Here is a 19615-nt window from a genome sequence, read left to right on the forward strand (position 1 = left end):
AAGCCTTTGCAATTCGCCAATGGCCCGAAATGCAAAGGGCCTCACGGTTTCCCGTGAGGCCCTTCGTTTCTTCATGGTGGAGGTGGACGGGATCGAACCGACGACCTTCGCATTGCGAACGCGACGCTCTCCCAACTGAGCTACACCCCCACATGGGGACTGCTTGCTGCCTGCTGCGCCTCGCGGGCGTTGGGTCCCGCGAAGTGAGTGGGCTAGTACCGGAGCCCCACCTTGCTGTCAAGCAGCTCGTTTCCGGCACCAACCCTGCGATTGACGTGCCGCACTGTGGATGCCATAAAAACCGCCTTCCGGTACCGCATCCTTCCCGGCCAATTACCGGGCCCCCTTCTGGTTCATGTCCACCTCCCCATCGAAGACGTTGAGCCCCACCGAGCTCGCGAAGCTTGAGCATTCGTTCGCTTCCGACCCCTCGTCGGATGCCTACAAGCCCCTGGCGGAGGCGTACCTCGACCTGGGCCGCTTCATGGAGGCGATGGTCGTCTGCAAGAAGGGCGTCAAGGCGCACCCGACCGCGGCCGATCCCCGCCTCCTCCTGGCCCGCGTCTACGCCGCCCAGAACAAGGACAAGAAGGCGCTCGAAGAGGTGATGGGCGCCCTCCAGGTCCAGCCGGAGGACAAGGCCGCCCTGCGCATGGCGGGCGTGCTGCAGATCAAGGGAGGCGAGGCCGACGTCGGCCGCGGCAACCTCCTCAAGGCCTACCAGGCGGACCCCGGCGATCCGGAGACCGTCACGCTCCTCCAGCAGTACAAGGTGGAGATTCCCCGCCCCGCGGCGCCCGCCCCGGTGCTCGCGCCCGTGGCCGCGCCGCCCCCGGCCGCCGCCGAGGCGCCCGCCGCGGCGACCGTCCCCGTGACGGCCCCGCCCGCCGCCGCGCAGCCCGCCGCCACGCCCGTGGGCCGCATCAGCGCTCCGTCGCAGCAGGCCGCCCACACGGCGCGGACCTCCGACTCCGCCCCGCGCCGCCCGCGAGTGGTGGTGGAAGAGGTGGAGGAGGACGACGACGAGCCGGCGCCGCGCCGCCAGGGTGCCGCCAAGGGCAAGGGCAGCAAGATGCTGTCGCTGGTCCTGCTCATCCTCATCCCGCTGTTCGCGGGTGGGTACGGCTGGTACTCGGCGCAGGCCAAGAAGCGAGGCCGCGAGCTCAAGAAGAACCTGGACGTCGCCACCGAGCAGCTCAAGCACGACTCGTTCGCCAGCTACAAGAAGGCGTGCGAGGCGGCGGACCTGGCGTTGGAGGTGGACCCGGACTCCACCGCGGCCCACGGCTACCTCGCGTACGCGTACGCCATCCGCTGGGGTGAGCACGGCGGCGGCGACGACGCGCGCCGGCAGGCCGAGGAGCACCTGGCGGCGGCCCAGAAGGGCAAGGAGCTGTCCAGCCACCTCATCGCCGCGCAGGCGCTCATCAAGACCTACAGCGGTGACGGCAAGGGCGCGCTGTCCTCGCTGGAGACGCAGGTCAAGGAGCTCAACGACCAGAACAAGGCGTCCTCGCTCCTGTACCTCACGCTGGGCCTCATCCAGATGAACGCGGGTGACCTGGAGCGCGCACGCGACAGCCTGGAGCGCGCGCAGACGCTGGCGCCGGATGACCCGCGCGTCTACGCGGGCCTGGGCGCGGTGTACCGCCGGCTGGGCCAGGACAACACCGCCTGGAAGAACTACGACTTCGCCCTGCGCTACGAGAAGGACCACCCGGAGTCGCTCCTGGGCCGCTCGCTCCTCATGCTGGAGCAGGACGAGCCGAACTACGCGGTGGCCAGCCGGGACATCAAGAAGCTGCTGGAGGCGGAGCCGCCGCCCAGCCCGCGCCAGCTCGCCACCGCGCAGCTCGCGCGCTCGCTGCTCATCGCCCGCGTGGCGCTGGCCATGCCCACGCTCAAGCCGGACGTGCAGCAGAAGATGACCGAGGCGACGGGCGTGCCGGCGGATCCGGCCAAGGCGAAGCAGGAGGTGACGAAGGCGGAGGAGACCGGCTTCGCGCTCGACAAGCAGAACCCGGAGCTCAACCTCATCAAGGGCCGCCGCCTGCTGGCGGAGGGCAACTTCGACGCGGCCGCGGAGGAGATCCGCAAGGCCATCCGCGTGGACGGCAGCCGCGCCCAGTTCCACGTCGAGCTGGCCAAGGCCCTCATGGGCAAGCCGGGCGGTGAGAAGGAGGCCTCCGAGGCGCTCGTCACCGCGCTCAAGACGATGGGCGACAGCCCCAAGCTGGTGGTGATGCTGGGCAACGCCTACCGCCGCCAGAACAAGCTGGACGACGCGCTCGCGCAGTACCAGCGCGCGGTGAAGGACCCCAAGGCGAAGAACCCGGAGGCCCGGCTCGCCATGGGCGCCATCTACCGGGAGCGCTCGGAGTGGGACAAGGCGAAGGAGCAGCTGGAGAAGGCCAGCCAGGAGTTCTTCGGCCAGCCGGACCGCGTCGCCAACGCGCTCACGGAGCTGGGCCGCGTCTACCAGGGCAAGGGCGACACGGCGAAGGCGGACGAGACCTACCAGCGCGCGCTGCAGGCCGACGAGAACTACACGCCGGTGTACTACTTCTACGCGTCGCTGCTCTCCAAGGACGCCAGGCAGTCGGGCAAGGTCAAGACGCTGGCGCAGGAGTACGTGAAGCGCGAGCCCAAGGGCGAGTACCTCGCCGACGCGCAGCGGCTCGCGGGGAACTGACCCCCGCCTCCCGCTGTCCCCCAAGCGCCGCGATGCCCCCTTCCGGGCATTCGCGGCGCTTCGTTTTTGAAGGGGGGCGACAAGGCAGGCTGATGTGGCGGGGTGCCGGAGCCTTGCCACCCCTGCCGGGTGACGGTATGGGAGGGTCCACCCCACACCCCCTGCCCGGTAGCCGGTAGCGACCGCGGTCCAGGGGCCTCCTGCTGGAGTCCGCTTGAGCGCGCGTGCCTTGTCCCAGTCCTCCACCGCGTCCGACCTGATCTCCCTCACCAAGCCGAGGCTGTCGTCGCTGGTGCTCATCACCGCGGCGGGCGGCATGTTCCTGGCTCCGGGGCACTTCACGCCGGTGCGCGCGCTGGTGACGCTGCTGGCGACGGCGGGGACGGTGGGCGCGGCGAACGCGTTCAACTGCTACCTGGAGCGCCACAGCGACCAGTTCATGGCGCGCACGCGCAACCGGCCGCTGCCCGCCGGGCGCATGGACCCGAACACGGCGCTCTGGTTCGGCCTGTCGCTGGCGGCGGTGTCGCTGCCCGCGCTGGTGCTGGGCGCCAACCTGCTCACCGGCGTGCTGGGGCTCATCGCGCTGCTCAGCTACGTGCTGGCCTACACGCCGCTCAAGGCCCGCACGTCCGCGGCGATGCTGGTGGGCGCGATTCCCGGCGCGCTGCCGCCCCTGATGGGCTGGACGGCGGTGACGGACATGGTGGACGCGGGCGGCTTCGCGCTGTTCGCCATCATGTTCCTCTGGCAGATGCCGCACTTCATCGCCATCGCGCTGTTCCGCAAGGACGAATACGCCGCCGCGGGGCTCAAGTCCGTGCCGCTGGAGCGCGGGGACGAGTCCAGCCGCGCGCAGGTGGTGCTCTACCTGGTGGCGCTGATTCCCATGACGCTCCTGCCGTTCCAGCTGCACATCGCCGGCACGTGGTACCTGGCGGCGGCGGTGGTGCTGGGGCTGGGCTTCCTCGGGCTGGGAGCGTGGGGCTTCTTCAAGCACCTGGGGAAGCCCTGGGCGCGCCAGACGTTCCTGTATTCGCTCGTGTATCTCACCGGCCTGTTCGCCGCGATGACGCTGGACCGCATCCCCCGCGGCTAGCGCCCCCAAGCGCGGCGTCCCGGCGCGAGGTCGCCTCTTCGCATGCCTGACACCTCCGTTCCGACCCCGCCCCCACCGCTGCTTCGCATCGAGGGGCTCACGCGCCGCTTCGGCGGGCGCACCGCCGTGGACGGTCTGTCGCTGGCCGTGCAGCCGGGCGAAATCCTGGGCCTCCTGGGGCCCAACGGCGCCGGCAAGTCCACCACCTTCCAGCTGCTCGCGGGCCTGCTCGCGCCGGACGCGGGGCAGGTGCACTTCGCCGGCAGGGTGCTGTCGCTGAGCGACCCCGCGCTGCGGCGCCAGATGGGCATCATCTTCCAGCGCAGCAGCCTGGACGACCTGCTGACGGCCCGGGAGAACCTGCTCCTGGGCGCGCGGCTGTACGGGCTGGGCGGCGCGGACGCGAAGGCGCGCGTGGAGACGATGCTGTCGCTCATCGGCCTGCTGGACCGGGGCGATGAGAAGGTGGGCACCTGGTCGGGCGGCATGCGCCGGCGGCTGGAACTGGCGCGGGCGCTGGTGCACCAGCCGCGGGTGGTGCTGATGGACGAGCCCACGCAGGGCCTGGACGAGGCGGCCTTCCGCACGTTCTGGACGCACCTCAAGCGGCTGCGCGACGCGCAGGGCGTCACCGTGCTGCTCACCACGCACCGCGCGGACGAGGCCGAAGGGTGCGACCGGCTGGCGGTGCTGGACGCCGGGAAGCTGGTGGCGTGTGACACGCCCCGGGCGCTCGCGTCGCGCATGGGCGGCGACATCCTGACCCTGGAGGGCCCGGAGCCGGAGGCGCTGGCCGCGCAGGTGACGGAGCGGCTGGGGCTGGAAGCGAAGGTGGTGGAGGGGCGGGTGCAGGTGGAGGCTTCGCAGGGACACGCGCTGGTGCCGCGACTGGTGGAGGCCTTCCCCCCGGGACGGTTCGCCTCCGTGTCGCTGCGCCGGCCCACGCTGGCGGATGTGTTCCTCCAGCTCACCGGGAAGGCCCTGGGGGCGGATGCTCCCGCGCCCACGCCCGCGCCGAGGAAACGCCGATGAGCGCCGACATCCCTGTTCCGTCCCCCATGGAGGCGCCCGCCGAGGCGCCCGTCGCCGCCCCCGTCCAGCGCCGGGAGCCCGGGACGCTGGCGCTGCAGTGGGCCACCGTGCGGGTGCTGCTGTCTCGCGACGTGGTGCGCTTCTTCCGGCAGCCCAGCCGGGTGATTGGCGCGCTGGCGCAGCCCATCCTGTTCTGGTTCGTCATCGGCTCCGGGTTCGCGGGTTCGTTCCGCGTGGAGGGCGCGCAGGGGCTGGGCTACCAGCAGTTCTTCTTCCCGGGCGTCGTCACCATGGTGGTGCTCTTCAGCGCCATCTTCGCGACCATCACCGTCATCGAGGACCGCAAGGAGGGCTTCCTCCAGGCGGTGCTCGCGGGGCCGGGCTCGCGGCTCGCGGTGGTGCTGGGCAAGGCGCTGGGCTCTTCCTCCATCGCGCTCATGCAGGCGTCGCTGTTCCTGCTCTTCGCGCCGCTGGCGGGCGTGGACGTGAAGGCGGTGGACTACGCGCTGCTCGCGGCGGTGATGGTGCTGTCGGCGCTGGCGCTCACCGGCATGGGCATGGCGCTCGCGTGGTGGGTGAAGTCGAGCGCGGGCTACCACGCGGTGATGAGCCTGGTGATGCTGCCCATGTGGGTGCTCTCCGGGGCCATGTTCCCGGTCAAGGGCGCCGGGCCGGTGCTGTCGTGGGTGATGACGCTCAACCCCATGCGCTTCTCCGTGGAGGGCGTGCGCCGCGCGCTGTACGGCGCGCAGGCGTCGGTGGCGGTGGGCTCGCAGGGTGGGGCGACGGTGGGGTGGGAGGTGCCCGCGCTCCTGGCGTTCGCCGCGGTGTTCGTGGGGCTGGCCGCATTCAGCGTGAGCCGCCGCGAGTAGCCCGCGCGCTGTGGGTTGGTGGACTTGCCCGGTGCCTTCCACTACGACGGCGGGCACCGCATCACGAAGAATCCTCCAGAGGAGACCGCCTCATGAAGCTGCGTCTGCTTGGCTTGTCGATGGTCGGTGTCGCGGGGCTCATGGCCCTGCCCGCGTGCAAGAAGGAGGAGGCGCCCGCGCCCTCCGCCGAGGCGCCCACCGCGCGTCCGGCGGCGCCCACGCAGCAGGCCGTGCCTCCGGCGCCCACGGCGGGAGCGGGGACGGGCGAGGCGGCGGCTCCGGCGCCCGCGGGCAACGGCGTGGTGAAGGGCACGGTGTCCTTCACCGGCACGCCGCCGGTGATGGCGGACCTGGCGCCCAGCGCGGACCCCGCGTGTGACGGGCGGCCGGAGAAGGAGCAGTCCGTGCTGGTGAAGGACGGCAAGCTCCAGAACGTGCTGGTGCGCGTGAAGGGCCCCGTCGCGGGCGCCCCCGCGGCGCCGTCCGCGCCGGTGGTGGTGGACCAGTCCAAGTGCACCTACGTGCCGCGCGTGCAGGGCGCGGTGGCGGGCCAGCAGGTGGTGTTCAAGAACAGCGACGGCACGCTGCACAACGTGCGCGGCGTGGTGGGCACGCGGCCGCTGTTCAACGTGGCGCAGCCGCCCTCGGGCGCGCCGGTGCAGAAGCCGCTGCCGTCGGACGCGGAGGTGCTGCGCCTCAAGTGCGACGTGCACCCGTGGATGACGGCCTACGTGGTGAGCAACCCCAACCCGTACTTCGCCACCACCGCCGCGGACGGCACCTTCACGCTGACGGGCCTGCCCGCGGGCACGTACACGCTGGAGGCGTGGCACGAGACGCTGGGCACGAAGACGGCGGAAGTCACCGTGAAGGACGGCGCGCCCGCGGAGGCCACGTTCGCCTTCGCCGCGACGGACGCACAGGCGAAGCAGTAGTTCCCGCAGGGGCACGGGCTGCTCGCGCGGCCCGGCCCCGGCCCCGTCGGCGGCGCACCGCCCGAACCTGTCCGACAGTCGGACAGGTTGGGAGGAACGCGGCGGGCCGGGGCCCTAGGCCTGCGTGCTGGAAGCAAGCCCCGGCGGTCCGGCCTTGCGCACCGTGAAGCCCACGCGCGCGCCTCCGCCGGGCCGGTTCTCCGCGAAGGCCTCGCCGCCGTGGGCCCTGGCGATGCGCTGCACCAGCGCGAGCCCCAGCCCCAGGGAGCCGGCCTCGCGCGCCTCTCCGCCCCGGTCCTTGCGATAGAACGGCTGGAAGATGCGCGTCTCCTCGCCGGGCAGGAGCCCCGGGCCCCGGTCCTCCACGCTGAAGGCCAGGTGCTCCTTGCCGTGCTCCTGCAGCCGGAGCGCCTCCACGCCCACGCCGTGCTTGCGCGCGTTGTCGAGCAGGTTCACGAGCGCCCGGCCCAGCAGCGTCGCGTCCGCCATCAGCGCCACGTCGTCCGTCTCCGGCTGGAGCAGCGTCGCGGACAGCCCCACGCGCTCCAGCGCCTGCGCCGCCAGCACGCCCGCCTCCAGCGCCTTGGGCGTCAGCTGCCCGAAGTCCAGGCGCGAGCTGGCGAGCAGCTCGCCCACCAGCGCGTCCAGCTCCACCACCTCGCGGTCCACCTGGTCCAGCGTGCGCGGGTTGCCTCCACCGTCGCGCAGCAGCTCCGTCAGCACCCGCAGCCGCGCCAGCGGCGTGCGCAGCTCGTGCGACACCGCCGCCAGGAGCTCACGCTGATCCGCGAGCTGCTTCTCGATGCGCGCCGCCATGTCGTTGAAGGACTCGGCGAGCACCGCGAAATCTCCGGTGAGGTGGCGGTCCAGGCTCGCCCGCGTGCCCAACTGGCCCTCGCCCAACGCCTGCGTGGCCTTCACCAGCGTGTCCACCGGCCGCGCCAGCCGGAACGAGATGCCGCCCGCCGCCGTCCACAGCACCAGCACCGCGATGCCCAGCGGCAGCACGGCGCGCCACGGCCCCCGCGAGCGGGTCTGCAGGTAACACGCCTGCAGCGTGCCCAGCCGCGAGTCCTGCCGCATCACCGGGATGCTCGCGTCCGGCTTCGCACAGGGAGCGCCGCCCCGGGCCACCACCGCGCCGGACAGGTCCGTCAGCACGACGTCCACGTCCAGGTCGTCGGAGATGCTCCGCATCAGGGACTCGCGCGCGGCGGGCGCGTCCCAGACCTCCGCGAAGCGGTGCCCCACGAACGCGCGGACGCGCTCCGTCTCCTGCCGCCAGCTGTTGCCGCCCGTCAGGTTCATCACCCACGACACCACGAGCACCGTCACCAGGATGGTGAGCCCGAACATGACGAACAGGCGTCGCCGCAGCCGCTCCTGCACGTAGGAGCCCAGCCGGCCCAGGTGGAACTTGCGCCGGTGGTGCTCTCGCGCATGGCGGCCGAAGCCCCGCTTCAGTCCCGGCGCGCAGGGGTCTCCTTCCGGAGGCCAGTGGCGGTGGCCCCAGCCCATCAGGCGCCTTCCTTCGCGAAGACGTAGCCCACGCCGCGCACCGTCTTGATGAGGCGCGTGCCCACGTCTCCCAGCTTCTGGCGCAGGTGGGAGATGTGCACGTCCACCGTGCGCTCGCTCACCACCGTGTCGTTGCGGCCCGCCTCGCCCAGGAGCGCGTCGCGGGGAATCACCCGGCCCGCGCGCCGCACCAGCGCGAGCAGCAGGTCGAACTCCAGGCCCGTCAGCTCCACCGCCTTGCCCTCCACCTTCACCTCGCGCCCGGACACGTCGATGGAGACGCCGCTCGACTCGATGCGGTCCGCCACCGCCGCCGGCTGCGCCCGCCGCAGCACCGCGCGCAGGCGGGCGAGCAGCTCGCGCGGGCCGAAGGGCTTGGGCAGGTAGTCGTCCGCGCCCAGCTCCAGCCCCACCACGCGGTCCGTCTCGTCGCCCTTGGCGGTGAGCATCAGCACCGGGATGCGGCTCTTCGCGCGGATGCGCTTGCACACCTCCAGGCCGTCCATGCCCGGCATCATCACGTCCAGGAGCACGGCGTCGAAGGCGTTCGCCTCCAGCGCCGCCAGCCCGCGGCCTCCATCGGGTGCGTGGCTGACGGTGATGCCGTTCTGCCCGAGGTACTCCGCGAGCAACTCGAACATCCGGGTGTCGTCATCGATGAGCAGGACGCGGGTGGGCATGGGCGGGGGTGAATCCTAACGCGCTCCCGGTGCGTCGGCGGGCCCGGAGGTGCCCTGGGGCCTGGGTGCGTGCCAGTCCCAGTACGGCGGCGCCCCGTTGCGGTAGGCGGGGCCACCCCAGTCTCCCCGGTGGCAGGCGGAGCGGTGGTGGCGGGCGAGGCTCGCGAAGCCGGAGGCATAGCCTCCGATGGCACCCGCGGCGAGGAGGACGACGAGCAGACGGTGTCTCATGGGATGTCTCCAGGAAGAGCGCTGGGGAAGAGGGCAGGGGGTTTTCAGACGAAGGACGCGGGGCCGTCATCGTTGTGCGGACGGCCACCCCAGCGGCCGTACCCGCCGCAGCGCCGCCCGTGCCAGCCGCGGCCCTCGCCGCGCCAGCCGTAGCCCCAGCCGTGCTCGATGATGTCCGCGAGCTCGCGGCGCTGGTGGGGCTCCAGCGCCTCGTGCACCTGGGACAGGGCGTCCTGCACGGCGTTGCGCAGCGACTCCAGCGCCACGTCGTGGCGGCTGAACAGCTCGCGCAGCATGGCTCCGTCGAAGTGCTCGCCGCGCAGCGAGCCCGCGAGCGACGTGCGGCTGGGGCCCCACTGGTCCTTCACCTTGGCGAAGGCCTCGCGCACGTTCTCCACGGCCTTCACGATGACCTTCTCCTGGCCGGGCGACGTCTCCAGCCGCTCGAAGAGCCAGCGCAGCCGGGGGCGCATGCTCCAGCGGCCGCCGCGGCCATGGTGGTGGGAGTGGCCGTAGTGCCCCCGGCGCAGGGTGGCGAAGAGACCGGCGAGGCAGGCGGTACCGAAGAGGAATCCGAACATGTGCTTGGCTCCAGGCAGCAGGCAGGGCACCGACCAGGCGGGCCCGTGTCGTTTCTGACGGAGCTCAAGGTAGAAGGCGGGTGTGAAGCCCACGCCCGGGCGCGGTGAAGAAGTGTGAAGGCCGGGAAAGGCGTCCGGAATGCCCCGCGGGGCATGGGATGTTCCAATGCCGGGCCTCGACGGATTCCGCTGTGTCGGATGAAGGACGGCTTCCAGTGGGAATCCACCCTCAGGAGTGGTGTTCCCACGGGAAGTGGGTAGAGTGCCCGGCGTGCCGGGGCGGTGTTCGTTCCGGCACCGGTGGCAGGCGCGAGCCTCTCACCTGTACAGAGCAGAGAAAGAGAAGAGACTCACAATGGCATTGGGTACCGTGAAGTGGTTCAACGACGCGAAGGGTTTCGGCTTCATCGCGCAGGACAATGGCGAAGACGTTTTCTGCCACCACACTGCGATCAACATGGATGGCTTCCGCACCCTGGCTGAAGGCCAGAAGGTGGAGTTCGAAGTCACCAAGGGCCCCAAGGGCCTGCAGGCCCAGAACGTTCGCGCGGTCTGAGCTAGCCGAAATCCCGACTCACCCCCAGCGGTGAGTCCCCGAAGCCCAGTCTCCCCAGCGGAGGCTGGGCTTTCGTCTTTCCGGACGCAGGGCAGGCGGGCGACCGCACGACGACATCCGCCAGGGCCCGGGGTCTTCCCTACCTTCTCCCCAGGAGGAGCGCGGCGCCGCACGCCGCCTCCCAAGGAGAGGCGAACATGGGCGACACCAGCGTGAAGAAGGTCGAGAGCCGCCACTCCCCCAAGGGGGAGATGGGCCAGAAGTACCTCGCATCCGGCGTCCGTGTGGCCATGCGGCTGTGGGAGGACGAGCCGCCCGCCGAGGCCAAGCCTGTCAGCACCCGCGACTACGAGACCGTGGGCTTCGTGCTCAAGGGCCGCGCGGAGCTGCACCTGGAGGGTCAGGTCCTCCTGCTCAACCCCGGCGACTCCTGGCTCGTGCCGCGAGGGGCCAGCCACACGTACAAGATCCTGGAGACCTTCTCCGCCGTGGAGGCGACCAGCCCCGTCGCGACCGCGCACGGCCGCGACGAGCACGAGGCCCCGAAGGGCGCCAAGGCCTGACGGCCTGACGACGTCAGGGACCGTCCTCCGGAGACGCGTCCGGGGGCGGTTCCCGTTCGAAGCGGACGCCCACCGCGGAGTCCGTTCCCGCGGTGGAGGAGCAGCTGAAGAACCCGGGTTGACCCGCCTTGCACGCGAGCAAGGTGTCCGCGGGGACTGGCTTGAAGCCCTGGTCCTTCAGGAGCTGGGTGGGCTTCAGCCAGGCGCAGTCGAAGACTCCCGGCCGGTAGGTCTCGTCGGGCACGCACATCATGCCCGCGGCGGACTGAAGGGGTCCCAGGTCGTACTCCGTGCCGAGGCATAAGGTCGTTGCCTCGGCTTGTGACTCGCAGCGCAGATCCTCCTCGAACTCCGGATCGGGCACGAAGCGCTCGCAGGCCCTGCGGCTGATGCGTGACCGGAAGCGGCCGTTGGCGCCGCTCGAATCGCTGTCGTACCAGAGCTGGAAGCGCTCTCCGTTCGCGGAGCGAAGCAGGGCCTGGGAGACGGCGGAGTCGATGCCGGGCAGGTGGAGGATGGCGATGAAGGGTTTGCCGGCGGCGTCCGCTGCCTCGACGCACGCCTTGGCCTTCAGCCGGTCCTCGCTCTCCCGAGCTTCGCCGCAGTCCACGGCCTGGGCATCCGCCAGGGGACGCGCGGTCGCCACGATGTCGCAGTCTTTGAAATGCGCCTGCGTGGTGAAGCGGACGGTGCCAGCAGGAGCCTCAGGAGCCGCGTTCTGGACGCCAGCACAGCCTGACACCCCCACGATCAGGACTGCCGCGACGAAGCGATGAGGGGTCATCCCGGTACGCTCTCGCGTCCCCGGTCCCCTGCGCAAGTCACTCTCCTCGTGAGCGAGGGCAGGACGACGCCCAGCCCTCCCGCCAGGTCGAGCACGGCGATTCCATACAGGAACGCGGCTGGGGCGCACGCTGCTTGAACCCGTGTCCGCGCTCGCGATGTGGGCGCAGCACCACCGGCCGGAGATTGAACGCGCCCGCGAGGTCTTCGAGCGCACCTCCAAAGTGAAGTGACGGCGGCTACCCGTCACGCCGCCAGACGTTCGTGCGGCTCGCGAACAGCTCCACCACCCACTCGATGAACACCCGCAGGCCGGCATCCCGCTGCCTCGCGGGTGGGTAGACCAGGAAGATGGGGCGGGCTTCGGGCTGCCAGCCCTCCAGCACGGACACCAGCTCCCCCGTGGCCAGGTAGGGCTCCACCACGAAGCGGGGGGCAATCATGACGCCCAGGCCGGCGAGCCCCGCGGCCAGGTATGCGTTGGTCTCGTTGAGCAGGAGCTGGCTGCGGCCCTGGACCTCGAGCCGCTCCGCGCCGCGCTGGAAGGTGAAGGGGAGCGGCTTGCCGCTCGGCGACGCGAAGTAGCTCACCATCGCGTGCGACGCGCCGGCCAGCTCCAGCGGATGGTGCGGCGGGCCGTGGCGCTCCAGGTATCGCGGTGAGGCGCAGACCCAATAGTCCAGGTCGCCCAGGTGCCGCGCGACCAGGGAGTCGTCCTTCACGCCGCCGCCCCGGATGGCGCAGTCGACGTTGTCCGACAGGAGGTCCACCACGCGGTCGCTCACGCCCAGCTCGATCTGCAGCTGCGGATAGCGCGCGCAGATCGACGGCAGCGCGGGGACGAGCAGCAGCCGGGAGATGGTGCCACTCGACTCCACCCGAAGCCTGCCCCGGGGACCGCGCCGCGTCTGCGTCAGCGTGGCTTCGAGGTTCCGCACCTCCCCCAGCAGCCGCAGCGCCTGCTGGTAGTAGGTCATGCCCTCCGGCGTGACGGTCACGCGGCGCGTGGTGCGGTGGAGCAGCTTCACCCGCAGCTGCGCCTCCAGCTGCTGGATGAGCCGGGTCACCGCTGCCTTCGGGCGGCCCAGCGCGTCGGCAGCCTTGGTGAAGGTGCCGCTCTCCACCACGCGGACGAAGGCCTCCATCGCCGCGAACCTGTCCATCCTCCACCTCATTGTTTCAAGGGTGAAACGAAGTGTGTGCCGGGCGCCTGTTTATCGCAGGGCAGGGCAGTCGCTATCTCCTCGCGCATGAAAAGACCGCTCCTCCGCCGTGGTGTTGTCTCTCTTTCCCTCGCTCGCGCCCTCGCGCTGGGAGGAATTGCCGTCGCGCCCCTGATTCCGTCCGCCGTCCACGCGGCGGCGCCCCAGGTGCGCACGCAGGCCCCTGGCTACTACCGGATGATGCTCGGCGACTTCGAGGTCACCGCGCTCTCCGACGGCACCGTGCCCCAGACCATCCGCGAGGTGGCGACGCACACGACGCCGGAGCGGGTGACGGCCCTGCTCGCGCGCGACTACCTCCAGGATCCGGTGGAGACGTCCATCAATGCCTTCCTCATCAACACCGGCACGTCGCTCGTGCTCGTGGACACGGGGGTGGGGAGCCTCTTCGGTCCTGACGTCGGCGGCCGGCTCCTGCAGAGCCTCCGGGCCGCGGGCTATCAGCCCGAGCAGGTGGACGTGGTGCTGCTCTCGCACATCCATTCCGACCACTCCGGCGGCCTCATGACGGGCGCGAGCCGCGCGTTCCCCAACGCCGTCCTCCGGGTGCACGCCCGGGAGGTGGACTACTGGCTCAGCGCGGAGAACCTGGCGAAGGCCGGGGACGCGCGGAAGTTCTTCGAGGAGGCGCGGGCGATGGTGGGGCCGTACCAGGACGCGGGGAAGCTGAAGCCGTTCGGGGACAAGGACCTCCTCGTCCCGGGCATCCGGGCCGTGCCGACGCCGGGACACACCCCCGGGCACAGCATCTACGTCGTTGAAAGCCGGGGACAGCGGCTGGCCCTGTGGGGGGACCTCATGCACTTCGGCCCGGTCCAGCTGCGCGAGCCCGCGGTGACGGTCGCCTACGACGTCGACTCCCGTGCGGCCGCGGCCCAGCGCGCGCGGGTGTTCGCGGAGACCGCGGGGCGCGGTGACCTGGTGGGGCTGGACCACATGCCCTTCCCCGGACTGGGGCGGCTTGCCGCGGACGGAAAAGGCTACCGGTGGATCCCGGTCAACTACACCTCGGGCCAGCGGTAACACGCGGTGAAGGGCAGGGCGGGCCGAGGCGCGAGCGCGGGTTCAAGCCACGGCCTGCCGGCCCGGCAACGAGTGCTTTTCTTCCCACGGAGGCCAGCCGAGGATGACGAGAGGATGCCTCCCCGCGCCGCCCGCCCACCCCGCTGTCCGCGTTGCAACCTCGCGAAGCACTTGTGCCTGTGCGCGGAGGTTCCCCGGGTGGAGACGCGCACCCGGTTCCTCTTCCTCCAGCATGTGATGGAGGTCTCGAAGCGCAGCAACACCGGGGGCGTGGCCGCGCTGGCGCTCGCGAACGCGAAGCTGCTCGTCCACGGCGCACGGGCCGGGACCTTCGACATGGAGGTGCTCTCCGAGCCGGGGACCTGGCTGCTGTATCCCGATGGCCCCACCGCGCCACCGGATGCCCCCGCGCCGAGGCAGCTGGTGGTGCTGGACGCGAACTGGTCACAGGCCCGGCGGATGACCCAGCGGCTCCCCGAGCTGCGGGCACTCCCCCGGCTGGTGCTGCCGCCGCCGGAGCCCGGGATGCTCCGGCTCCGCGAGCCCTCGCATCCCGCCGGTATGTCCACCCTGGATGCCGTCGCCCGCGCGGTGGCCCTGCTCGAGGGACCGGAGGCGGCGGCCCCCCTGGCGCGGCTGGCCGCGCTCCGCGTGCAGCGCATCGCCGACTGCGGGACACTGAACTGATGCCCATGGGATACCGGCTGATCATCTTCGACTTCGACGGGACGCTCGCGGACAGCGCGGCCTGGTTTCGCGGTGTCTTCAACGACGTGGCCCTCCGCTACGGCTTTCGCACCGTCAGCGCGGAGGAACTGGAGGCGATGCGCGGGCAGGACAGCCGGGCCATCATCGAGCGGCTCGGCGTGCCCATGTGGAAGATGCCCTTCATCGCCTCGCACATGCGCAAGCGTGTCGCGCAAGACGCGCACCGCATCCCGCTCTTCCCCGGCGTGGAGGCGATGCTCGAACAGCTGCAGGCGCGGGGCCTCACCCTCGCCGTGGTGAGCTCCAACTCGGAGGAGAACGTGCGGCGCGTGTTGGGGCCGGTGGCGTCCGCGCGCATCCGCCACTACGCCTGCGGCGCGGGCATCTTCGGCAAGCGCTCCAAGTTCCGGCAGGTGCTGAAGGCGGCCGGCGTGCGTCCCAACGAGGCCCTCTCCGTGGGCGACGAGGTGCGCGACATCGAGGCCGCGGCGGCCGAGGGCATCGCCACCGCCGCGGTGACGTGGGGCTACGCGACGGAGGAGTTGCTGCGCTCTCGCGCGCCCACGCTCGTCCTCACCCGCCTGGATGAACTGCTGCACGCCGTCGCGGCGTAGGCGCTTCCTCGACCTGGGCAGCGAGCGCGCATGCCCGCTCGCGCCGCTGGCGCTAAGGTGACAGGACCCCATGGCCCCCCTTTCTCTCGACTGGCAGTGGAAGCGCTTCAGTGAGCTCACGCTCGAGGAGCTGTACCGGCTGCTCGCGCTGCGCTCCGAAGTCTTCGTGGTGGAGCAGAAGAGCCTCTATCTCGATGCGGACGGCCTGGACGCCGCGTGCTTCCACCTGCTCGGGGGCGTCCCGGGCACGGGGCAGTTGGGCGCCTACCTGCGCGCACTACCGCCCGGCCTCAAGTTCCCCGAGGCGAGCCTCGGCCGCGTCGTCACCGCGCCGGCGCTGCGCGGGCAACGGCAGGGCCGCGAGCTGGTTGAGCGCGGCCTGCGCTTCCTCGCCGAGCGCTTTCCGGGCGCGCCCGTGCGCATCGCGGCGCAGGCCTACCTGCAGCGCTACTACGAGGGCTTCGGCTTCGTGGCCGTGAGCGACATCTACGACGAGGACGGCATCCCGCACCTCGACATGCGCAGGGGCTGACGGGCGCGCATCGGACGAACAGCCGCTGCCTAGCGCGTGGTGTTGCGCAGGTACTGTGCATAGAAGCGGATGGCGGCGGCGTGCTCCTCGACGGAGAGGCGCTCGTCGCGGCCGTGCATGCGCGCCAGGTCCTCGCGCGTCAGCCGCACCGGCACGAAGCGGTACACGCTGTCGCTCAAGGAATGGAAGTAGCGGGCGTCGGTGGCCGCCACGGTGAGGAAGGGCGCCACCAGCACGTCCGGGAACTGCTGGCGGATGCTGCGCTGCAACTGCCGCCAGCCCTCCGTGTCCAGGCTCGACACCGGTGAGGCCTCGTCGCCCTCGGCGGCCACCTCCACGCGGGGGTCGTCCACCACCTTGCGCACGTGGGCGCGGACATCCTCCAGGCTGTCGCCCGGCAGGAGGCGGACGTTGAGGACCGCGCGCGCCTGCGCGGGCAGCACGTTGGGCTTGGGGCTTCCCTCCAGCATGGTGGCCGCGGTGGTGGTGCGGATGCTGGCGTCCGTGGAAGGCGTCCCGGACATCCGCCGCTCGATGAGGGGCGCGAAGAGCCAGGTGTTGGCGAAGAGCAGGCGCATGCCGAAGTCCATCTCCGGCCCCACGTACTCGAACAGCGCCCGCGTCCCGCCGCGCAGCTCGGGCTGGAAGGGGTTCTCCTCCAGCCGCACCAGGGCCCGGGCGAGGATGTTCGCGGCCGTCTGGCGCGGCGGCATGGACGCGTGTCCGCCCGCGCTGCGCACCTTCAGCTCCACGCGCGCCGAGCCCTTCTCCGCCACGCCCACCAGCGCCACCGGCGCGGCCACGCCGGGCACGAGCCCCACGCCGATGGGGCCTCCCTCGTCCAGCACCACTTCGAGCCGCACGCCCCGCTCGCGCAGCAGCGCGGCCACGCGGGCGGCGCCGTCGTGCCCGCCCACCTCCTCGTCCGCGCCGAAGGCGAGCATCACCGTGCGGCGGGGGCGGTAGCCTTCCGCGAGCAATCCCTCCACGGCCTCCAGGATGGCGAGCACGCTGCCCTTGTCGTCCAGCGTCCCACGCCCGTGGATGTAGCCGTCCGCCACGACACCGCCGAAGGGCGGGTGACTCCAGGTGGCCTCCGCCTCCGCGGGCACCACGTCCAGGTGGCCCATCAGCAGCACGGGCCGCAGGTCCGGCTCCGAGCCCTTCCACGTATACAGATGCGAGTGCGCGCCCACGGCCTCGTGCTCGAGCCGCGCGTGCACGCGGGGAAACCCGGTGACGAGCTGCGCGTGCAAGGCCTGGAAGGCGGCGTCCTCCGCGCGCATGCCGTCAGAGGCGGCGATGGTGCGGTGGCGCAGCGCCTCGGCGAGGCGGCCCGCGGCGGCGGTGGCATCCACCGGGAAGGGCTCGGCGGGCTCCGCGGACACCTGCCGCGAATCAAAGCGCAGCGTGCGCACGACGAGGACGCCCGCGAGCAGGAGCACGAGGGCCAGCAGGACAAGGAAAACGCGCTTCATCGGTTCGGGGTTTCCGGGGAGGGGGAGGGAAGCGTAGCAGCAGGCGCGGCGCGTCACCCCGGTCGTGGCGCTCGGACCCCGCGACGACAGGGCGAGGCCGGAGGGCTTTGACGCCAGGATTCCAACAGCCAGGGTGTCCCGGGGGGCGGCTCCAGCGGAGGGGCTGGAAGGCTAGCCTGCAATGGGAACGCCCGTAATAAACAGAAATACATTCTGACGACACAAACAAGAAATCACCGTTTTCGTCTGGATTCAGTCCGAGCCATCCGGGGGATGGCTGCTCGGACCCAGCGCGGACGCAGGCAGGACCGGGGGACGCGGACATGCGGATGATGCGAACAAGGGCAGTGCTCGTGCCTGACGAGGGGGCGATGGCGCTGTCGGAGGACTACTTCCGCTCCGCGCACCACCTGCGGGCCGAACGGGTGACGCATACGCTGGTCATCGAGGACGGCGAAGGGCATGCGCAGCGCGTGCCGCTCATCGTCCGGCCCATCGAGGGAACGCCCTACCGCGACGCCATCTCCCCGTATGGGTTTCCCGGAGGCATGCTGGACGGGCTCTGGGAGGTGGCGAAGGAGGCGGTGGACTGGGAGGGGACGGGGCTCGTCAGCATCTTCGTGCGCGACCGGGTCTCCGGCCCCCGCTGCTTCGCGGGCGGGACGGAGCGCAACGAGGTGTTCTTCATCGACCCGCGCCTGCCGGTCGAGTTCCGGGAGATGCATTACCGGCACATCCGGCGCAACCTCCGGCTGGGCTTCGTGAGCACCGCGCGGGAGGTGCGCGAGGTGTCGCGCGAGGAGCGGGAGGGCTTCCAGCTGGCCTACCGGCAGACCATGGTCCGTGAGGGGGCCAGCGCCCGGTACTTCTTCTCCGACGCCTACTTCGAGGAGCTGTTCTCGTCCCCCAGCGCCTGGCTGGTGACGACGCATGCGCCGGAGGGTGGGGTGGCCTCCTCCGCGCTGTGTGTCAGCAGCGACGGCATGCTGCACTACTACCTGGGCGGGACGGTGGACGCGCACCTGCCGCGCTCGCCAGCGAAGAATGTCTTTGGAACCCTGGCCGAGCTCTGCACGCAGCTGGGCGTCCCGCTCCATCTGGGCGGAGGCGTCCGTCCGGGTGACAGCCTGGAGCAGTTCAAGCGGAGCCTCGCCAACGCAAGCTCGCGCCTCTACACGCACGAACTGGTCTGCGAACCCACGGTGTATGCCCAGCTGTCGGAGGGCCACACCGGGGGCGACTTCTTCCCGGCCTACCGCGCGCCACGCCATTGAGCCCCGGGCGGTGGGCCCTCCGACGCGAGGGCCGCCAGATGCAGGGGACGTGACACCCGACCGGGACCCCGGGGGGCATGGTTGGGACACCGGGTGAACCCTACCGTTCGGCTCCCTCCGAGTGCTGACCGGAGAAGGCCAGGAAGGGTGACCCCCGGATGAGAAGCATTTCTGCCGCTCCAGAGGTGGGCCCACCGCGCCTGGTGGAATTGGACGCGCTCCGGGGGCTCGCGGCGCTGGCGGTCGCGCTGTATCACTTCACGACGGAATACAGCGACCTCTACGGGCACTCGGTTCCCCTCTGGGACCTGCGCTTCGGGAAGTACGGGGTCCAGCTCTTCTTCGCCATCAGCGGCTTCGTCATCCTGATGTCGCTGGAGCGCGTCGAGCGCGTCCGCGACTTCGTGTGGAGCCGCGCGGCCCGGCTCTACCCGTCCTACTGGACGGCCGTCGCGCTCACCTTCACGGTGGTGACGCTGTTTGGATTGCCGGAGCGTGAGTTCAGCTTCCAGACGGCCCTGGTCAACCTGACCATGTTTCACGAGCTGCTTCGCGTCCCGCACGTGGACACCGTGTACTGGACGCTGACCATCGAGCTGTCCTTCTACCTGCTGATGTTCGTGCTCGCGTGCACGCGGACGCTCCCCAGGATCATCCCCATCTTCATCGTGCTCGTCGTGTTGCAGACCCTGGCCGAGCTGGCCGCCCAGTCCCTGGGAATGACCTTCCTCGCGCGGCTCGCGAGCCGGCCGCACCTGCAATACTTCGCGCTGGGCGTGCTGGCCTTCAAGCAGAGCCGCGGCGAGGTCTCCGTTCCTGCCGCGCTGGCGCTCGTGGGCGTCAGCCTCGCGCACGAGGTGCTCGTCGGGAGCGAGGCCCCCGTCCCCGTGTTCGGGGTGGTGCTGGGCATCGCCTGGGCGCTCTCCCGGGGCGCGCTGCGCTGGCTCACCTGGCGCCCGCTGCTCTTCATGGGGTTCATCTCCTATCCGTTCTACCTGGTCCACCAGAACATCGGTTACGTCATCATCCGGCGGCTGGAGGCCGCGGGTTGGCGTCCCGAGGCGGCCATCGCGGTCGCGTTCGCGGCCGGGTTCCTGCTGGCCGTCTTCATCACCTACCGCGTCGAGCAACCCGCGCTGAGCGTCTTCCGGCAGTGGCGGAGGAAGGCCCAGGCTCGGACGGCGGTCCCACCCCACGTCGCATGAGGGCCTCCGTGCGCTC

The 19615-nt window shown here is 71.1% G+C and carries 20 protein-coding genes and 1 tRNA gene; 13 read left to right on the plus strand and 8 right to left on the minus strand.

What is annotated here, in order from left to right; genetic code table 11:
- Window positions 1-74: 74 nt before the first annotated feature.
- Window positions 75-150, minus strand: a tRNA-Ala gene (locus NR792_RS38580).
- 205 nt (window positions 151-355) lie between these two features.
- Between NR792_RS38580 and NR792_RS38585 the strand changes: the two genes are divergently transcribed.
- From NR792_RS38585 to NR792_RS38605, 5 genes are all read left to right on the plus strand, one after another.
- Complete coding sequence (locus NR792_RS38585) at window positions 356-2692, plus strand: tetratricopeptide repeat protein (protein WP_375757682.1); 2337 nt, start codon at window positions 356-358, stop codon at window positions 2690-2692.
- 214 nt (window positions 2693-2906) lie between these two features.
- The gene (gene cyoE / locus NR792_RS38590; RefSeq protein ID WP_375757683.1) at window positions 2907-3791 is read left to right on the plus strand and encodes a heme o synthase; all 885 of its coding nucleotides are present in this window, start codon (window positions 2907-2909) and stop codon (window positions 3789-3791) included.
- A gap of 42 nt (window positions 3792-3833) precedes the next feature.
- Entirely contained in the window at window positions 3834-4823 is a 990-nt protein-coding gene (locus NR792_RS38595) for an ABC transporter ATP-binding protein (protein WP_375757684.1), read from the plus strand.
- The gene (locus tag NR792_RS38600) at window positions 4820-5695 is read left to right on the plus strand and encodes an ABC transporter permease (RefSeq protein ID WP_375757685.1); all 876 of its coding nucleotides are present in this window, start codon (window positions 4820-4822) and stop codon (window positions 5693-5695) included. The genes NR792_RS38595 and NR792_RS38600 overlap by 4 nt, the downstream gene beginning before the upstream one ends.
- A gap of 92 nt (window positions 5696-5787) precedes the next feature.
- Entirely contained in the window at window positions 5788-6630 is an 843-nt protein-coding gene (locus NR792_RS38605) for a carboxypeptidase regulatory-like domain-containing protein (protein WP_375757686.1), read from the plus strand.
- 114 nt (window positions 6631-6744) lie between these two features.
- Here the strand turns inward: NR792_RS38605 and NR792_RS38610 are convergent, their stop codons facing one another.
- Genes NR792_RS38610 through NR792_RS38625 form a run of 4 tightly spaced genes read right to left on the minus strand, consistent with a single transcriptional unit; the run spans window position 6745 to window position 9640 of the window.
- Complete coding sequence (locus tag NR792_RS38610; protein ID WP_375757687.1) at window positions 6745-8148, minus strand: ATP-binding protein; 1404 nt, start codon at window positions 8146-8148, stop codon at window positions 6745-6747.
- Complete coding sequence (locus NR792_RS38615; RefSeq protein WP_375757688.1) at window positions 8148-8828, minus strand: response regulator transcription factor; 681 nt, start codon at window positions 8826-8828, stop codon at window positions 8148-8150. Before NR792_RS38615 ends, NR792_RS38610 begins: the two co-directional genes overlap by 1 nt.
- A 15-nt stretch (window positions 8829-8843) precedes the next feature.
- Window positions 8844-9059: a hypothetical protein gene (locus tag NR792_RS38620; RefSeq protein ID WP_375757689.1), complete on the minus strand. Its 216-nt coding sequence runs from the start codon at window positions 9057-9059 to the stop codon at window positions 8844-8846.
- Between the two features lie 44 nt (window positions 9060-9103).
- Complete coding sequence (locus NR792_RS38625; protein WP_375757690.1) at window positions 9104-9640, minus strand: periplasmic heavy metal sensor; 537 nt, start codon at window positions 9638-9640, stop codon at window positions 9104-9106.
- Between the two features lie 355 nt (window positions 9641-9995).
- Here NR792_RS38625 and NR792_RS38630 point away from each other — a divergent pair, with 355 nt between their 5' ends.
- Window positions 9996-10196: a cold-shock protein gene (locus NR792_RS38630; protein WP_207049066.1), complete on the plus strand. Its 201-nt coding sequence runs from the start codon at window positions 9996-9998 to the stop codon at window positions 10194-10196.
- Between the two features lie 197 nt (window positions 10197-10393).
- A complete protein-coding gene (locus tag NR792_RS38635) occupies window positions 10394-10759 on the plus strand; it encodes a cupin domain-containing protein (RefSeq protein ID WP_375757691.1) in 366 nt (121 codons plus the stop codon).
- A 13-nt stretch (window positions 10760-10772) separates the two neighbouring features.
- On the opposite strand, the gene NR792_RS38640 is transcribed toward NR792_RS38635, so the two are convergent.
- Complete coding sequence (locus NR792_RS38640) at window positions 10773-11405, minus strand: hypothetical protein (RefSeq protein WP_375757692.1); 633 nt, start codon at window positions 11403-11405, stop codon at window positions 10773-10775.
- Between the two features lie 376 nt (window positions 11406-11781).
- A complete protein-coding gene (locus NR792_RS38645) occupies window positions 11782-12705 on the minus strand; it encodes a LysR family transcriptional regulator (protein ID WP_375757693.1) in 924 nt (307 codons plus the stop codon).
- A gap of 87 nt (window positions 12706-12792) precedes the next feature.
- Between NR792_RS38645 and NR792_RS38650 the strand changes: the two genes are divergently transcribed.
- The 4 genes from NR792_RS38650 to NR792_RS38665 all read left to right on the plus strand — a co-directional run bounded on the left by NR792_RS38650 (window position 12793) and on the right by NR792_RS38665 (window position 15642).
- Window positions 12793-13788, plus strand: coding sequence for an MBL fold metallo-hydrolase (locus NR792_RS38650; RefSeq protein WP_375757694.1), 996 nt, complete (start codon window positions 12793-12795; stop codon window positions 13786-13788).
- Window positions 13789-13902: 114 nt separating this feature from the next.
- The gene (locus tag NR792_RS38655) at window positions 13903-14475 is read left to right on the plus strand and encodes a tRNA-uridine aminocarboxypropyltransferase (RefSeq protein ID WP_375757695.1); all 573 of its coding nucleotides are present in this window, start codon (window positions 13903-13905) and stop codon (window positions 14473-14475) included.
- Window positions 14475-15110, plus strand: coding sequence for an HAD hydrolase-like protein (locus tag NR792_RS38660; RefSeq protein ID WP_375757696.1), 636 nt, complete (start codon window positions 14475-14477; stop codon window positions 15108-15110). Before NR792_RS38655 ends, NR792_RS38660 begins: the two co-directional genes overlap by 1 nt.
- Window positions 15111-15180: 70 nt before the next feature.
- Window positions 15181-15642: a GNAT family N-acetyltransferase gene (locus NR792_RS38665; protein WP_375757697.1), complete on the plus strand. Its 462-nt coding sequence runs from the start codon at window positions 15181-15183 to the stop codon at window positions 15640-15642.
- 29 nt (window positions 15643-15671) lie between these two features.
- Here the strand turns inward: NR792_RS38665 and NR792_RS38670 are convergent, their stop codons facing one another.
- A complete protein-coding gene (locus NR792_RS38670; RefSeq protein ID WP_375757698.1) occupies window positions 15672-17120 on the minus strand; it encodes a M20 family peptidase in 1449 nt (482 codons plus the stop codon).
- A gap of 353 nt (window positions 17121-17473) precedes the next feature.
- On the opposite strand from NR792_RS38670, the gene NR792_RS38675 reads away from it, so the two are divergent.
- Window positions 17474-18394 carry a GNAT family N-acetyltransferase gene (locus NR792_RS38675; RefSeq protein ID WP_375757699.1) on the plus strand — a complete coding sequence of 307 codons (921 nt, stop codon included), beginning with the start codon at window positions 17474-17476 and terminating at the stop codon, window positions 18392-18394.
- A gap of 158 nt (window positions 18395-18552) precedes the next feature.
- On the plus strand, window positions 18553-19599 hold the full coding sequence (locus NR792_RS38680; RefSeq protein ID WP_375757700.1) for an acyltransferase family protein: 1047 nt from the start codon (window positions 18553-18555) through the stop codon (window positions 19597-19599).
- Window positions 19600-19615 lie beyond the last annotated feature (16 nt).

Origin of the sequence: Corallococcus exercitus (genome assembly GCF_042231735.1) — a bacterium.
Taxonomy (GTDB): Bacteria; Myxococcota; Myxococcia; order Myxococcales; family Myxococcaceae; genus Corallococcus; species Corallococcus exercitus_B.

Excerpts from the sequence above, each read along its gene's own strand:
- NR792_RS38585 (WP_375757682.1), top strand. The coding sequence starts at position 356 with ATGTCCACCTCCCCATCGAAGACGTTGAGCCCCACCGAGCTCGCGAAG.
- NR792_RS38595 (WP_375757684.1), top strand. The coding sequence starts at position 3,834 with ATGCCTGACACCTCCGTTCCGACCCCGCCCCCACCGCTGCTTCGCATC.
- NR792_RS38600 (WP_375757685.1), top strand. The coding sequence starts at position 4,820 with ATGAGCGCCGACATCCCTGTTCCGTCCCCCATGGAGGCGCCCGCCGAG.
- NR792_RS38605 (WP_375757686.1), top strand. The coding sequence starts at position 5,788 with ATGAAGCTGCGTCTGCTTGGCTTGTCGATGGTCGGTGTCGCGGGGCTC.
- NR792_RS38610 (WP_375757687.1), bottom strand. The coding sequence starts at position 8,148 with ATGGGCTGGGGCCACCGCCACTGGCCTCCGGAAGGAGACCCCTGCGCG.
- NR792_RS38615 (WP_375757688.1), bottom strand. The coding sequence starts at position 8,828 with ATGCCCACCCGCGTCCTGCTCATCGATGACGACACCCGGATGTTCGAG.
- NR792_RS38620 (WP_375757689.1), bottom strand. The coding sequence starts at position 9,059 with ATGAGACACCGTCTGCTCGTCGTCCTCCTCGCCGCGGGTGCCATCGGA.
- NR792_RS38625 (WP_375757690.1), bottom strand. The coding sequence starts at position 9,640 with ATGTTCGGATTCCTCTTCGGTACCGCCTGCCTCGCCGGTCTCTTCGCC.
- NR792_RS38630 (WP_207049066.1), top strand. The coding sequence starts at position 9,996 with ATGGCATTGGGTACCGTGAAGTGGTTCAACGACGCGAAGGGTTTCGGC.
- NR792_RS38635 (WP_375757691.1), top strand. The coding sequence starts at position 10,394 with ATGGGCGACACCAGCGTGAAGAAGGTCGAGAGCCGCCACTCCCCCAAG.
- NR792_RS38645 (WP_375757693.1), bottom strand. The coding sequence starts at position 12,705 with ATGGACAGGTTCGCGGCGATGGAGGCCTTCGTCCGCGTGGTGGAGAGC.
- NR792_RS38650 (WP_375757694.1), top strand. The coding sequence starts at position 12,793 with ATGAAAAGACCGCTCCTCCGCCGTGGTGTTGTCTCTCTTTCCCTCGCT.
- NR792_RS38655 (WP_375757695.1), top strand. The coding sequence starts at position 13,903 with ATGCCTCCCCGCGCCGCCCGCCCACCCCGCTGTCCGCGTTGCAACCTC.
- NR792_RS38660 (WP_375757696.1), top strand. The coding sequence starts at position 14,475 with ATGCCCATGGGATACCGGCTGATCATCTTCGACTTCGACGGGACGCTC.
- NR792_RS38665 (WP_375757697.1), top strand. The coding sequence starts at position 15,181 with ATGGCCCCCCTTTCTCTCGACTGGCAGTGGAAGCGCTTCAGTGAGCTC.
- NR792_RS38670 (WP_375757698.1), bottom strand. The coding sequence starts at position 17,120 with ATGAAGCGCGTTTTCCTTGTCCTGCTGGCCCTCGTGCTCCTGCTCGCG.
- NR792_RS38680 (WP_375757700.1), top strand. The coding sequence starts at position 18,553 with ATGAGAAGCATTTCTGCCGCTCCAGAGGTGGGCCCACCGCGCCTGGTG.